Here is a 14,660-nt window from a genome sequence, read left to right on the forward strand (position 1 = left end):
CGCGACGCTGTCTCACCTATCGGATGTTCGACACTCTCGACGCCGTCCGAACCGATATCGCCCAGCGCCTGAAGCGCGGCGCGAGCGATCGGAAATCGGCCTTCCATTGCCCCGCTATTGCCACTGCGGATGCCGACGCCCGGATCATGGTCCTGCGCGCCTTTGACGAGGATGCATGGACCCTGCGCTTCAACACCGATGCCCGCGCTCCCAAGGTGGCGGCGATCGGTGAAAGCGCGCCGGTGGGTGTGCTGTTCTACGATGCCGGAGCGAAGATCCAGCTCCGCTGCCGGGGCACCGGACGGATCGAGCACTATGGCCCCATCGCCGACGCTGCATGGGAGGAAGCGACCAATTTCGCGCGGCGCTGCTATCTGGGTGACGGCCCCGGCGCGGTATCGGACGGACCGACAAGCGGGCTTCCCGAGCGGTTCGAAGGGGTCGAGCCCAGCGACGAAGACCTAGAACCAGCGCGCGAGAATTTCGCGGTCCTGCTGGTCACGGTCGAGGAAGCGGACTGGTTCTACCTGTCCAATGACGGCCATGTGCGCGCGCAATTCCTGCACGGCAAAGGCCGATGGGTGGCGCCCTAAAATACTGATAGGCGGCGGGCGATCATGCCCGCCGCCCAAGCTTCACGCAGCCTGCTTGATATCGCGCAGTGTGATGTCAAATGTGAGGTCCTCGCCCGCGAGCGGGTGATTTCCGTCAGCCTTGACGGCCGTTTCGCCGACCTCGACGACATAGAGCGTCATCGGCTGGCCATCGGGCGATTGCGCCTGCAAGGCCATTCCCGGCTGCGGGGCGGGTTCGGGCGGCAGGTTCTCGCGCGGAATGTCGACCACGAGCGCGTCCTGGCGCTGCCCGAAGGCGCTGTCGCAGGGGATGGAGACGCTCTGCTCGTCGCCCACCTTCATATCGGTCAGGGCCGCCTCGATCTGCGGGAAGATCTGGCCCGCGCCGAGTTGAACGTCCTGCGGCCCGCTCTGCGCGGTGGTGCCGACCTGTTCGCCGTCCCCCCGCTTGAGGACGTAGTCGATGGTCACGGTGTCGCCGTTTGTGGGAGTCGTCATGGATATCCTTTGGGGATTTCGTGTTCGCGGCGCGGGGGCGCTCAGGCCCGCGACTGCGCCGTCAGGAAATGCGCCCGCGTATCGAGCGCGTCGACACCCATGTGGGAAGCGGGACGGGGAGAGTCAAACGAAGCGGACTCTCCCCGTCCGGGCTCAGCGCGTCAGCTTCTTGTAGGCGAGGCGCGTAGGCCGATCCGCCGCATCGCCCAGGCGGCGGCGCTTGTCTTCCTCGTAAGCCTCGAAATTACCCTCGAACCATTCGACATGGCTGTCGCCCTCGAAGGCGAGGATGTGGGTGGCGAGACGGTCGAGGAAGAAGCGGTCGTGGCTGATGACCACGGCGCAGCCGGCGAAGTTCTCGATCGCTTCTTCCAGCGCACCAAGCGTTTCCACGTCGAGGTCGTTGGTCGGTTCGTCCAGCAGCAGGACGTTGCCGCCTTCTTTCAGCATCTTGGCCATGTGGACGCGATTGCGTTCGCCGCCCGACAGCTTGCCGACGTTCTTCTGCTGGTCCTGTCCCTTGAAGTTGAAGGCCCCGACATAGGCGCGGGTGCTGGTGTCGTGGCCGTTGACCTTCATATAATCGAGCCCGTCCGAGATTTCCTCCCAGACATTGTTCGACGGGTTCAGATGGTCGCGGCTCTGGTCGACATAGCCGAGATGGACGGTCGAGCCGATTTCGACGGTTCCGCTGTCGGGTTCTTCCTTGCCGGTCAGGATCTTGAAGAGCGTCGACTTACCCGCACCGTTCGGCCCGATCACGCCGACGATGCCGCCCGGCGGCAGCATGAAGGACAGGTTTTCGAACAACAGCTTGTCGCCATAGGCCTTCGAGATGTTGTTCGCTTCGATCACCTTGCCGCCCAGACGTTCGGGCACCTGGATGACGATCTGCGCCTTGCCGGGCTTGCGATCGTTCTGGCTCTCCTGCAATTCCTCGAACTTGCGGATACGCGCCTTGGACTTGGTCTGGCGCGCGCTGGGGGTCTGGCGGATCCATTCGAGTTCGCGGCTGAGCGCCTTGGAGCGGCCCGATTCCTCGCGGCTTTCCTGTTCGAGGCGCTTGGCCTTCTTCTCGAGATAGGTCGAGTAATTGCCCTCGTAGGGGTAATACGATCCGCGATCGAGCTCGAGGATCCAGCCCACCACATTGTCGAGGAAGTAGCGATCGTGGGTGATCATCAGCACCGCGCCCGCATACTCCTTGAGGTGGTTTTCCAGCCACTGTACGGATTCCGCGTCGAGGTGGTTGGTCGGCTCGTCCAGCAGCAGGATCGACGGCTTCTGGATAAGCAGGCGGGTGAGCGCCACGCGGCGCTTCTCACCGCCCGAAAGATCGGTGACGGGCCAGTCGCCGGGAGGGCAGCGCAGCGCTTCCATCGCGACTTCGAGCTGGTTGTCGAGCGTCCAGCCATCGACCGCGTCGATCTTGTCCTGGAGATCGGACATCTCGGTGCTGAGCGCGTCGAAATCGGCGTCTTCCTCGCCCATTTCCATGCCGATCTGGTTGAAGCGTTCGACCATGTCGGCGATGTCGCGCGCGCCGTCCTTGACGTTTTCGAGCACGGTCTTGCTCTCGTCGAGCTCCGGCTCCTGCTCGAGATAGCCGACGGTGATGTTCTCGCCCGCCCAGGCTTCGCCGGTATAGTCCTTGTCGATCCCGGCCATGATCTTGATCAGCGTCGATTTACCGGCGCCGTTGGGGCCGACGATGCCGATCTTGGCGCCTTGGTAGAATTGCAGGTTGATGTTCGACAGGACCGGCTTCTGGGCGCCGGGGAAGGTCTTGGTCATGTTCTTCATGACATAGGCGTATTGGGCGGACACGGACGGCGTTCCTCTTCAAAAATCTGGAATCGGGGAAATCTGCGCGTCAGATAGGCGCTGGCGGGGAAGGGGGCAAGTTTGACGCTTGGCAGGCGCTTCAATGCCCGATAGCGAAGCGCGCATGACCAGAACCGCCATGCTCGCCGCCGCCCTCCTCGCCACCGTCGCCACCCCTGTGGTGGCGCAGGCCGATCCCGTCGCCTCTGCCGCCGATGCGGCGCTGACGCAGGATCGCTATGCCTGGGATTTCGTCGAAGGCGTCACCACCGAAGTCGGCCCGCGTCAGGCAGGCACCGAGGCGGAGCAGCGCGGACGCGACTGGGCGGTCGCCTGGCTCAAGCGCAACGGCTTCGTAAACGTCGCGGACGAGCCGTTCGAGATGGATACCTGGGTGCCGGGCGATACGCATAAGGCGGAAATCCTCAGCCCCTATGCCCAGCCGCTGGTCATCCAGCCGCTCGGCAACAGCGCCTCGACCGGGCCGGACGGGATCGAGGCGGAAGTGGTCGAGTTCGAGAACGTCGACGCGCTGCGCGCTGCGCCCGATGGCAGCCTCGAGGGCAAGATCGCTTATATCTCGCATTCGATGACGCCGACGCAGGACGGCTCGCAATACGGGTTTGCAGGGCCCGCGCGCTGGGTCGGCGCGGGGATCGCGGCGAGCAAGGGCGCGGTAGCGACCATCATCAAGGCGGTGGGAACCGATTATCATCGCAACCCGCATACCGGCGGCACCAGCTTCCCCGATGGCGTCGAGCCGACCCCGGCCGGCGCGCTGAGCCTGCCCGATGCGGCGAATCTCGAACGCATGTTCGACCGCGCGCAGGGTACGCCGATCCGCATGAAGCTGACGCTGACGCCGCGCCGTCTGGGCATGACGACGAGCGGCAATGTCGTCGGCGAAATCGTCGGGCGCGATCCCTCGCTGCCGCCGGTGCTCGTCGCCTGCCATCTCGACAGCTGGTGGAACGGGACCGGCGCATTCGACGATGGGGCGGGCTGCGGCATCGTCGCGGCGGCGGCGAAACATGCGGCCTCGGGCGCACAGCCGCTGCGCACCATTCGCGTGCTGATGGCGGGCGCGGAGGAAACCGGCCTGTGGGGCTCCAAGGCCTATAGCGCCGCCCATATCGACGAACCGATTGCGGTGGGGCTGGAAAGCGATTTCGGCGCCGATCGCATCTGGCGCTTCGAAAGCAATTTCCGTGAAGCCAATCCGGCGCTCCACGCCCGGATCGCCAGCGCGGTGGCGCGCTTCGGCGTGTCGAACGGCACGGCTGTCGCAACCGGCGGTGCGGATATCGACATCGCCCGCGACCAGAAGACCGCGATCATCGACCTTCAGCAGGACGGCACCCGCTATTTCGACCTGCACCACACGCCCGACGATACGCTGGACAAGATCGATCCGGTCCAGCTGCGCCAGAACGTGGCGGTGTGGACGCAGGTGGTCGGTATCCTGGCGAACGAGCCGGGTGCGATCCTGCCGCGTTGAATTGCCAGGGCGCTGCATCGTCACGGCTCTTGAGCAAGCGTTAACCTTGGCAAGCTAGACCGGACGCCGGGTTGCAGGAGACCGAAGGAAGCCGGGGGGATGATGCAGAACCAGATCATCGGCCTCATCAATCCGGCGATCGCGCTGCTTTTCGCGGCGACTTTTCTGCTTCTGTGGTGGCGCGATCGGGCGGCGCGGCATGTGCTGGCCATGGGGCTGGGCTATTTCGGGACGGCCATCGGATTCCTGGCCTTTCACTTCGATTCCACCGGGGATTCGACTTCGTCGGTCCTGATCACGCATTTCGGATATTCCGCAGGCGTTTGCGGGACGGTTTGGGGGGTCTGCCGCCGGGCGGGCGTGCGCGTCCGCGTTCCGATCATGGCGGCGATCGTGGTCGCGACGGCGATCGCGCTCGCCACTGGCGATGTCGCGTCGAATGTGAATGCCCGCATCTACGCGTCCAACACCTGTTACGGTATCTTGATGGCACTCGGCGCGCAGATTCTATCGCGTAGCGGACGAACCGCGGCGATCGACCGGGTGCTGCTGTGGATCATGATACTGTCCGCCGCGCAGTTCTTCATCCGCCCCTTCACGACAATCCTCTACCAGGGCGTGGTGAGCGGCGAGGTCTATCGCGAGTCAGTGTTCTATGCCGTGATGGTGGCGATGGTAGCGGTGGTGTCGCTGATGATGGCGATGGCGATGGTCGCGGCCTGCATCGTCGATCTGATGCACAAGGTGAGGGACGATTCCTCGCGCGATCTGCTTACGGGCCTTTACGCGCGCAAAGCCTTCGAAAGCCGGGCGACGGACCTGATCGAGCAGGCTCATGCCAATGGGATCGTGGCGAGCGCGATCGTGGCCGACATCGATTATTTCAAGCGGGTCAATGACATCTGGGGGCATCAGGCGGGGGACCATGCCATCGCGACCTTCGGGCGGCTGATTGCGCGCATGGTGCGCGATGGCGATCATGCGGGCCGGATCGGCGGCGAGGAATTCTGCGTGATCGTGTGGCAATGCGACGGGGCGGGCGCGACGGGCCTCGCAGATCGCATCCGGCGCGAGATGAGCTGTCTGCCGATAGAAGGGCTTCCTTCCGATATTCGTCTGACTGCGAGCTTCGGGGTGGCAGAAATGAAGCCGGGCGAAGGCTATGGCAAGCTGTTCGCGCGGGCCGATGCCGCATTGTATCGGGCCAAGCAAGCCGGCCGGAACTGCGTGATGCAGGATGGTGGAAACGCAATGCCATCCGGCGCGATCGCTTCGATTGCCGCCGCCCACGCCTGACCGGTCATAGCCGTTCCGTGCCGAATTCCTGGCGCAGCAGGCGGGGGACCAGCACGAGCTGGAACCCTGCCCTGAGGGCCAGGAACAGGACGAAGGACAGCCACAGACCGTCATTGCCCAGCGGCCAGGTCAGCCACAGCGACAGGGCATAGACCGCCGCCGCGCCGATCATGGAAACGAGCAGAGCGCGCGTCCAGCTCGCCCCAACGAAAACGCCGTCGAACACGAAGGCCGCGACGCCAGCGAAGGGCATGATCGCGAGCCATATTGCATAGGAGCGTCCGGTCTCGGCCACGGCGGGCGTCGCGGCGAAGGCGTCGATCAGTGGCCCTGCGAACAACGCCAGCGCGAGCGATACGCAGGCAGCGAGCGCGAAGCCGCGCCACAGGATCGCCCGCATATAGGCGGTAAAGCCCGCCCGGTCGTCGGCCCCGCGCCGCTCTCCGTTGAGGACCTGCGCCGCATTCTCGAACCCGTCGAGCAGCAGCGCCATGAGGACGAAGAGCTGGTGGAAGATCCCGTTCGCAGCCAGCACCACTGGGCCCCGCTCCGCACTGAGGCGGGTGAGGGCGGCGAGCGCGATCATCAGCACCACGGTCCTCAAAAACAGGTCGCGATTGACCGACAGGAAAGGGCGCAATTTCGTCAGCGAGAGGATCGAAGCGGAGCGTGCGGCGGCTCGTATCGCGCGCCCCGTCTCGCCGCGCAGCACGAACAGCGCGATCGCGGCAAGCTTGGCATATTCGGCGACGAAGCTGGACCAGCCGATCCCGGCGATACCCCAATCGAGGCCCAGGGCGAGGAATAGCCCAAGCGCGAGATTGAGAAGGTTATAGGCCACCTCGAAGGCGAGCACGGCACGCATCCGTCTCTGCCCGACGAGGAAGCCGACCAGGGCGAAATTCGCCAACACGGCGGGCGCGCTCCAGTATCGGATGTCGGCATAGATGCGCGCCGCTCCGAGGACACCGCCCTCGGCGCCCAACACGCCGAGCAGGCGCGGCAGGAGCACGGGCTTGAGCACCAGCAGCAGCGCAGCGATCGTCACACCGACCACGAGGCCGCGTAGCAGCAGGGCCGCCTGCGCTTCGCCGCCAGCCCCGCCTTCGCTGCGCGTTCCTGCCTGGGCGACCAGCCCCGTGGTGCCTGTCTTGAGGAAGTTCATGACGACGAACAGCATGGCGAACAGCCGCGCCCTGATATCGACCGCGCCCTGCGTCGGCGCATCGCCCAACCGTCCGACAATCCACATATCGCCGACGCCGATCAGCGCGGTGGCGACATTGGTGACCATGGCGGGCAGGGCGATAGCCCAGATCGCCCGCGTGTCTATCGGCGCTGAAAGGGACAAGGAACGGGACCGCATCGCAGGAGCCATGCGGCGCGCAGCGCGATCGGGCAAGCGCTTGCATCCACGGCGCGCTCGGCTAGCGATGGCGGATGGACTTACGCGACCTCATGCAGAACTATTTCGGCACGCGCGATCTGGCCGCGATCGATCCCGAGGCCACCCGCGCCGGGGTCGAGCGGATGCGGGTCGATTTCGGCCTGGAACAGGATCGCGGGCGGCGCTTCGCCCTGTGGACCCTGCTCCATATGTTCGACGCAGCCCCCGATCTCGACGTCGCGTTCGAACACGAAGAGGATCGGGAGGCCGCGCGCAATCTGATGGATCTGATGGCTCAGGCCAACGATCCCCCGGACGATTAGGCTCAGGCGTTGCGCTTGCGCCGCGCGTCGTGGCGGTTCGACGGTTTGGGATGGAAATCCTGATGCCGCTTCTTGCGCCCATTCTCGCGTGCCTGGACACGCGGCCCTTCGGCGGAGCGCTCGATCGTCAGCTCGCCACCCTTTTCATCCTGACCGGCGGTCTTCGCCGCGGTGCTGGCGAAACTGTCGGCGACGGTGCGGGGGATCTGGAAATAGGTTTCGTTGGGACCGATGCGGATCGCGCCGATCTCGTTGCGGGTGATCCCGCCGCGGCGGCACAGGATCGGCAGGATCCAGCGCGGATCGGCATTGCGGCGGCGTCCGACATCGAGCCGGAACCAGACCGTATCCTCGAACCCGGCGCGGTGCTTCTCTTTCTGCGCGGCGCGATGGGCATCCACGGTCTGGGCCGAAAACTCCTCCGGTTCGGGCAGCTTGGCGCGATAGGCCTGCGCCAATAGCAGCGCGATGTCGCGCGGGCTGCGCTCGTTGAGAAGGGTATCGGCAAGCTCGCGATCCGCGTCCTCGACCGAAGCGGCGTCGATCGGCTGCAACAGCGTTTCGAGGAGACGCGTGCGATCCTGCGCCAGCACCGCCTTGCGATCGGGCACGTCGATCCACAGCGTCTCGATCCCGGCGTGGCGCAGCATCCCTTCGGTGCGGCGACGGCGGTTGAAGGGGACCACCATCACCGCCGTACCCTTGCGCCCGGCGCGCCCGGTGCGGCCCGAGCGGTGCTGCAAGGTCTCCGCATCGCGCGGCAAGTCGACATGGATGACCAGCGTCAGCGAAGGCAGGTCGATCCCGCGCGCGGCGACATCCGTGGCCACGCAGACCCGCGCGCGCCCGTCACGCAAGGCCTGGAGGGCCTGGTTGCGCTCCGACTGGGAATGTTCGCCCGACAGTGCGACAGCAGCGAAACCGCGATCCTGCAGGACGGTGTGCAATTGCCGCACCCGCTCGCGCGTGGCGCAGAACAGGATCGCGGTCTCCGCCTCGTGGAAGCGCAGGAGATTGACGACCGCCGTCTCGATCGCGGCGGGGGGGACGGCGACAGCCTGATAGGCGATGTCCCCATGGCCGCGTTCCTGGCCTCCCGTGGCGATGCGCAGCGCATCCTGCTGGTAACGGCGCGCCATCGCTTCGATCGGGCGCGGCATGGTGGCGGAGAACATCAGCACGCGCCGCCCCTGGGGCGTGGCGTCGAGGATGTATTCCAGCTCCTCGCGAAAACCCATGTCGAGCATTTCGTCCGCTTCGTCGAGCACGACGACGGCAAGCGCCGAGAGGTCGAGCGCGCCGCGCTCGATGTGATCGCGCAACCGACCGGGCGTGCCGACCACGATGGTGGCGCCCGCCTTCAGGGCACGGCGTTCGGCCTGCGGGTTCATCCCGCCGACGCAGGATGCGATACGCGCGCCGGTCTTTTCATACAGCCAGCCCAGTTCCTTGCTGACCTGAAGGGCCAGCTCGCGCGTCGGAGCGATCACGAGGGCCGACGGGGCGCCGCGCGAAAACAGATCGCCGTCTTCGCCCAGCACTTGATCTGCGAAGGCGAGACCGAAGGCCACTGTCTTGCCCGACCCGGTCTGTGCGGACACGACCAGATCGCGCCCCCTCGCTTCGGGTTGCAGCACGGCCTCCTGCACCGAGGTCGGCGTATCGTATCCGCGCGAGGACAGGGCTTGGGCCAGTGGGGCGGGGGATTGGGGGAACGGCATGGAAATCAGAAACTTTCGAGCGAGCGCACGCGGCCTTGCGGCCGGAGCGGAACGGGGGGAAGCGCTTGGGGGAGCGGGGGGCGGGCGCGTGTGGGCGCACATTTGTGCGAGCCCGTTAGACCATCGCGCGGGAAAAAGCGCCTCCTAATTTAGCCCCTTAATTTGGCGTGATGCCCCGCCTGCGCTTCTCGTCGAAGAATAGGCCCGGTTTTGCGAAAAATTTACCGTCTCGCGATAGCGCTGGCAGCTTGCGAACCCGAGTTTCGCGAAGCGGTTAGGTGGTTAATGTGATCCATTCGACAATCGATGCCGTGCCGAATGGCGAATCCGCCGGGATGCCAGCGCGCGACCACGAAGGGGCGGAAACGCCCAAACCAACGCTTCCCAGCGCTCATTCGAGGCTGCGCTGGCTGATCGATCCCGCCGTGCTCGCGGTCTGTTATTTCATCGCCGGCTATATCGGCCTCTCGCTCGCCGTGCCGCCGGGATATGCGACCGTGGTCTGGCCCGCATCGGGCGTCGCGCTGGCGGCACTGCTGCTGCGCGGGCCCCGGATCTGCGCGGGCGTGTGGATGGGTTCCGCGGCGATCAACATCCTCCACAGTTTCGAAGGCATCACAAGCGTGCGCGAGGCGATCCTCCCGCTCGCCATCGCGGCGATAGTCGGACTGGGTGCCTGCCTCCAGGCGCTTGCGGGCTGGGCGATGTTCCAGCGACTTTCGGCGCGGATCGAGGCGCGCGACTGGCGCCAACTGATGCGGCTGACCGGCGCACTGATCCTGCCCTGCCTGATATCCGCGACGATCGGGGTCGGAACCCTCGTCATGGCGGGGGCCGTGCCAGTCGAGATGATCGGCACGAACTGGTCGACATGGCTCTTCGGTGACGTTCTCGGGATATTCTTCGTCCTCCCGATCCTGATCTTTTCCGGCCATTCGCCGATCACGATGCTGTGGCGGGGCAGGGCGCTCGGCAGAGCGAGCGCGCTCATCGCCGCCTGTCTCACGACCACGCTGCTGCTGACATTCTACGCCACGCGCCACGCGGCCGAGCAAGCGTATCACCAGTCGAACGAGAGCTTCGAAGCGCTCGCCACCGACACCGAACAGGCGCTGGCCTATCGGCTGGGAACCTATTCCCGCGCGATCGAAGCGGCGGGAGCGTTCGCGGCGCTGAGCAATCACGTTACGCCCGACGCTTGGCGCAACTATGTCAGCCGCCTCCACCTCGAGCACTCCTATCCGGGCATGCGCGGCCTCGGCATTTTCCGCGAGGTGCGGGCCGACAAGATGGAGACGTTCAGAAACCAGTTCGCAGACGAATTCGGCGATCGATTTGCCGTTCACCCCGAGGTCGATAGCGACGTGCACTTCGTCATCGACCGGATCGAGCCGCTGGAGGACAATCTCGCCGCTCTCGGCCTCGATCTCGCCTTCGAACAGGGGCGCCGCGATGCGATCGCGCTTTCGTCGGCGACGGGGCAGCCCACCATCACGCGCCCGATCAAGCTGGTGCAGGATTCCGGGCAAGGGGTCGGCTTCCTGCTGATGCGTCCGATCGAGGAAGATGATCCCCAGTTCGGACGGCGGTGGTCCTATTCGCCTCTGATCGCGGCGGATTTCCTGGCCGATCTGACGCCGCGCCAGGGTGGCGATTTCTCGCTCGAGGTGTTCTTCGGGCGCAGCACCGAACCCGACGACCTCATGTATGCGACGGGTGTCGACCGGGCATCCGCACCCGCATTCGAGATCGTCCGTACGATCGAGATGGCGAACGAGCCGATCACGCTTCGCTGGCGCGCCCTGCCGGCCTTCGAGGAACGTATAACGTCTGACGAGCCTCTTATCGTCCTCGCGTCCGGCATCGTGGTCACGATCCTTCTCGGCCTCCTCCTGGTCGCCCTTTCCCGGCGCGAGGCAGTGGTGGTGCGGATGGTCGAGGAAGCCACCGCAGAGGTGGAAGAGCGCAACCGGATGCTCAATCTCGCCGAAGCCACCGCCCATGTCGGGCATTGGTATGTCGATCTCGAGCAGGGAACCGTCGATTGGTCGGACGAGGTCTTCCGCCTGCATGGGCTCGAAGGAAAGGCCCCGCCCACACTCGACAAGGCGATCGAGTTCTATCATCCCGAAGACCGGCCCTTCGTCGAGGATGCGATTGCCGAAGCCGCCGCGAGCAAGACGGGCTTTCGCTTCAACGCGCGGCTGATGGTGGCCGAGGGTACCTTTCGCCATGTCGAGGTGATCGGACATGCCGGAAACGACGGGGAGGGCGATCGGGGCGGCGAAATTGCCGCTGCGGACAATGCCGGGGCCAAGTCCCTGTTCGGCGTCATTATCGATCGCACCGAAGAGGTCGAGATGCGACGCAGCCTCACCGATGCACGCGACCGTGCGCGCGCTGCGGATGAGGCCAAGACCAGCTTCCTTGCCAATATGAGCCACGAGATACGCACGCCCATGAACGGGGTGATCGGGTTCACCGAACTCGCGCTTTGCGAAGAAAAAGACCCGGTCCAGCGCCGCCGTCTGGGGATGATCGCGGATTCCGGCAATGCGATGCTGCGCTTGCTCAACGATCTGCTCGATCTCGCCAAGATCGAGGCCAATCAGATGAGCGTGAACGGCGAACCAGCCGATATGCGCCATACGATGCGCAGTTGCCTGCGTCTGATGGAGCCGGTCGCCAAGGCGAAGCGCATCCACCTCAATCTCGATATCGACCCCGATCTGCCTTCCCGTGTGGTGGTCGACAAGATGCGGTTGCGCCAGATCGTCCTCAACCTGCTCGGCAATGCGGTCAAGTTCACCGAAGAGGGCGAGGTGGCGCTGGGTTTGGAGATCATCCCATCAGGCGATGATCGGGTTATACGGATTACAGTCCGCGACACCGGGATCGGCATTCCCGCCGACCGGCTGGAAAACGTGTTCGAGAAATTCACCCAGGCCGATGCGACCACGGCGCGCCGCTTCGGCGGAACGGGGCTCGGCCTGCCGATCAGCGCTGAACTGGCGCGGCTGATGGGCGGCGACCTTCGGGTGGAAAGCGAACTCGGCAAGGGGTCGGTCTTCATCCTCGACCTGCCGCTGCGCGTAGCCGAGCCGGTGGCGGAAGAAGGCGAAGAGTTCGGAAGCCCGGATAACGGCGAGGCTTCGCAATCGGGGAATCTTCGCATCCTCGTCGCCGAAGACAACCCGGTGAACCAAGAGCTGACGCGCGCCATGGTCGAAAAGGCGGGGCACACATGCGAACTGGCTGAGAATGGGCGCGAGGCGATCGCTAAAGTTCGGCTCGCCAGGGAGAAAGGCGCTCCCTTCGATCTGGTTCTGATGGATATGCAGATGCCGGTGCTAGACGGCGTCGGCGCGACGATGGCGATCCGCGAGGCGGGCTTCTCACCCGCTGAACTGCCCATCATCGCCGTCACCGCCAACGCCTATACCGACGATATCCGCCAGTGCCGCGTGGCCGGGATGCAGGGGCATCTGGCGAAGCCCCTGCGGATGGGGGATCTTTCGCGGGTGATCGCACAATGGTCGGCCTCGCCTGGCGAAGACGATACGAGACCGGCTCCGTCCAAGCCTGCGTCAGCAAAACCCGCTGCCGCCAGGCGCGATGCTGCCACAAGTCCGCGTCTGCGCAAGATGTTCGCCGATCGCCTGACCGCGACGCGCGATGCGATCGCTGCGGCGCAGGCGATGGGCTCGATCGATAGGGATACGCGCGACGACATTGCGGGGCTTCTGCACCAGATCGCTGGAACCGCCGCCTATTTCGACGGGGCGGAGCTTGGCAGCCGGTGTCTGGAGACTGAAAAGGCCCTGCTGGCCTGCGAAGACGATGGCGAAATGCGGGCGATGCTGACGAGGATCGACCGACTGCTCGGGCAGGAGAGCCCGGAAGAAACAATTGAGGACGAGTGATCTCGCGTGAAGCGGCGGCTCAGGCCGGTATTCGCCCCATCATCTCGCCCAGCCGGATGCTTCCTTCGGGCGTCCAGTCCCGATTGAACGCAATCGTGTCCTGTTCAAACAGCATGATGACTGTCGAGCCGAGCCGAAAGCGTCCCATCTCCTCGCCCTGATCGAGCATGATGTCCCGATCGGTGTAATCCCATTGCGCAATTTCGCCCGTCCGTTCGGGATTGACCACGCCATGCCACACCGTCTCCATACTGCCGACGATGGTGGCGCCGACCAGCACCATGACGAACTGGCCGTGCTGCTCGGACCTGAAGACGCACACGGTCCGCTCGTTGCGCGCGAACAGACCCGGCACGCCGCGCGCGGTCACCGGGTTCACGGAAAATAGCGATCCGGGGACATAGATCATCCGCTCCAACCGCCCGGCGCATGGCATATGCAGGCGATGGTAGTCGCGCGGCGAGAGATAGAGGTTGGCGAAGCTGCCGTGGCGGAATCGCTCCGCAAGCGCGGTGTCTCCGGCGAGCAATTGCGCGGTGGTGAAACCATGCCCCTTGGCCTGGATGATGTGGTGATCCTCGATCTCGCCGAACCGGCTGATCGCCCCGTCGACCGGAGACACGAAGGGCGCATCGGCCAGAGGGCGCGCACCAAGTTTGAGAGGGCGGGTGAAGAAATCGTTGAAGGTCTCGTAACTCGCGATGTCGGGGTTTTCCGCCTCGCTCATGTCGACGCCGTAGCGATCGACGAACCAGCGGATCAGCCCAGTGGTCGATCGACCCCGCCGCGCATTCGCCACCCGGCCTGCCAGGCGGGTGAGGCCCTGCTTGGGAAGGAGGTGCTGAAACAGGATGAAGAGGCGGTCGCTCATCGTTATCCAACGCCGTGTCTTGAGGATCGTGCCGGATCGGATTGCCGAGCTGGCGAAGGATGCGGGCATATCGACAGGGCCACCGCGCGGCAATGATGATGCCGGACGGCTGGCTGTCTCGAAGCGGCCATGGCTTGGGGATTCCTAACGCCAATAAGCGCAGAAAAGAAAAACTTCGCGTTTTTACAGCCTGTTAATGCTTCGCCACTATCGCCGATGGGTCAAAAAATATTCTGCGGGGCGTGCGTACGAATCCAAACATAATCGTGGGGGATACATGGCTAAGATTTTTCTTATCGAGGATGACGAGATCGTCGCGGAGATGGTCGGGGCGGCTTTCTTCGACGCCGGGCACACCTTCGGCTGGATCGGAGACTCCTCGCAGGCCATCGAGGTCATTCGCGACCGAAAGCCCGACGCCATTATCCTCGACCAGCGTATGCCTGGGGTGCCGGGAATGGAATTGTTGCGCGATCTGCGGCGCAATGCGTTTACGACCCTTGTCCCTGTCATGATGTTGTCCGCCGTATCGAGCGATAACGACAAGGCGATCGCTTTCTACGAAGGCGCCGATGATTACATGGTGAAGCCGTTCGACCCCGAAGAAGTGGTCTTTCGGACAGAGGAATTGCTCGGCCGATCGCGCCGGGTCCTGGCGGGCTGAATCTGGCGCAAGAATTCGGCCTTTCTACTTTCTCCTTCGTGACTAATCCCTGCGGCCCCTCCGATCACATTCACACCAAG

Annotated in this window: 11 protein-coding genes; 6 read left to right on the forward strand and 5 right to left on the reverse strand. The window is 64.7% G+C overall.

What is annotated here, in order from left to right; translation table 11 throughout:
- Positions 1-23 precede the first annotated feature (23 nt).
- The gene (locus GRI47_RS03370; protein ID WP_160659949.1) at positions 24-593 is read left to right on the forward strand and encodes a PNPOx family protein; all 570 of its coding nucleotides are present in this window, start codon (positions 24-26) and stop codon (positions 591-593) included.
- A 42-nt stretch (positions 594-635) separates the two neighbouring features.
- Here GRI47_RS03370 and GRI47_RS03375 read toward each other — a convergent pair whose 3' ends face one another.
- Together GRI47_RS03375 and ettA are read right to left on the reverse strand one after the other, a co-directional pair.
- Positions 636-1,073 (reverse strand): FKBP-type peptidyl-prolyl cis-trans isomerase, encoded by a 438-nt coding sequence (locus GRI47_RS03375; protein ID WP_160659950.1) that lies wholly within the window; start codon positions 1,071-1,073, stop codon positions 636-638.
- Between the two features lie 153 nt (positions 1,074-1,226).
- The gene (ettA, locus tag GRI47_RS03380; RefSeq protein WP_160659951.1) at positions 1,227-2,900 is read right to left on the reverse strand and encodes an energy-dependent translational throttle protein EttA; all 1,674 of its coding nucleotides are present in this window, start codon (positions 2,898-2,900) and stop codon (positions 1,227-1,229) included.
- Between the two features lie 121 nt (positions 2,901-3,021).
- Here ettA and GRI47_RS03385 point away from each other — a divergent pair, with 121 nt between their 5' ends.
- Both GRI47_RS03385 and GRI47_RS03390 read left to right on the forward strand, forming a co-directional pair.
- Positions 3,022-4,395, forward strand: coding sequence for a M20/M25/M40 family metallo-hydrolase (locus GRI47_RS03385; protein ID WP_160659952.1), 1,374 nt, complete (start codon positions 3,022-3,024; stop codon positions 4,393-4,395).
- 99 nt (positions 4,396-4,494) lie between these two features.
- Positions 4,495-5,691: a GGDEF domain-containing protein gene (locus GRI47_RS03390; protein WP_160659953.1), complete on the forward strand. Its 1,197-nt coding sequence runs from the start codon at positions 4,495-4,497 to the stop codon at positions 5,689-5,691.
- 4 nt (positions 5,692-5,695) lie between these two features.
- Here the strand turns inward: GRI47_RS03390 and GRI47_RS03395 are convergent, their stop codons facing one another.
- Positions 5,696-7,057 carry an MATE family efflux transporter gene (locus tag GRI47_RS03395; protein WP_160659954.1) on the reverse strand — a complete coding sequence of 454 codons (1,362 nt, stop codon included), beginning with the start codon at positions 7,055-7,057 and terminating at the stop codon, positions 5,696-5,698.
- Positions 7,058-7,131: 74 nt separating this feature from the next.
- Here GRI47_RS03395 and GRI47_RS03400 point away from each other — a divergent pair, with 74 nt between their 5' ends.
- Positions 7,132-7,401 (forward strand): hypothetical protein, encoded by a 270-nt coding sequence (locus GRI47_RS03400; RefSeq protein WP_160659955.1) that lies wholly within the window; start codon positions 7,132-7,134, stop codon positions 7,399-7,401.
- A gap of 2 nt (positions 7,402-7,403) precedes the next feature.
- On the opposite strand, the gene GRI47_RS03405 is transcribed toward GRI47_RS03400, so the two are convergent.
- Complete coding sequence (locus GRI47_RS03405) at positions 7,404-9,122, reverse strand: DEAD/DEAH box helicase (RefSeq protein ID WP_160659956.1); 1,719 nt, start codon at positions 9,120-9,122, stop codon at positions 7,404-7,406.
- 287 nt (positions 9,123-9,409) lie between these two features.
- On the opposite strand from GRI47_RS03405, the gene GRI47_RS03410 reads away from it, so the two are divergent.
- A complete protein-coding gene (locus tag GRI47_RS03410) occupies positions 9,410-13,045 on the forward strand; it encodes a CHASE domain-containing protein (RefSeq protein ID WP_160659957.1) in 3,636 nt (1,211 codons plus the stop codon).
- A 19-nt stretch (positions 13,046-13,064) separates the two neighbouring features.
- Here GRI47_RS03410 and asd read toward each other — a convergent pair whose 3' ends face one another.
- Positions 13,065-13,916 (reverse strand): archaetidylserine decarboxylase, encoded by an 852-nt coding sequence (gene asd / locus GRI47_RS03415; protein WP_160659958.1) that lies wholly within the window; start codon positions 13,914-13,916, stop codon positions 13,065-13,067.
- A 277-nt stretch (positions 13,917-14,193) separates the two neighbouring features.
- On the opposite strand from asd, the gene GRI47_RS03420 reads away from it, so the two are divergent.
- Positions 14,194-14,580: a response regulator transcription factor gene (locus GRI47_RS03420; protein ID WP_160659959.1), complete on the forward strand. Its 387-nt coding sequence runs from the start codon at positions 14,194-14,196 to the stop codon at positions 14,578-14,580.
- The last annotated feature ends 80 nt before the right edge of the window (positions 14,581-14,660 follow it).

This window comes from Qipengyuania pelagi, from assembly GCF_009827295.1.
In the GTDB taxonomy this organism is placed as follows: Bacteria; Pseudomonadota; Alphaproteobacteria; order Sphingomonadales; family Sphingomonadaceae; genus Qipengyuania; species Qipengyuania pelagi.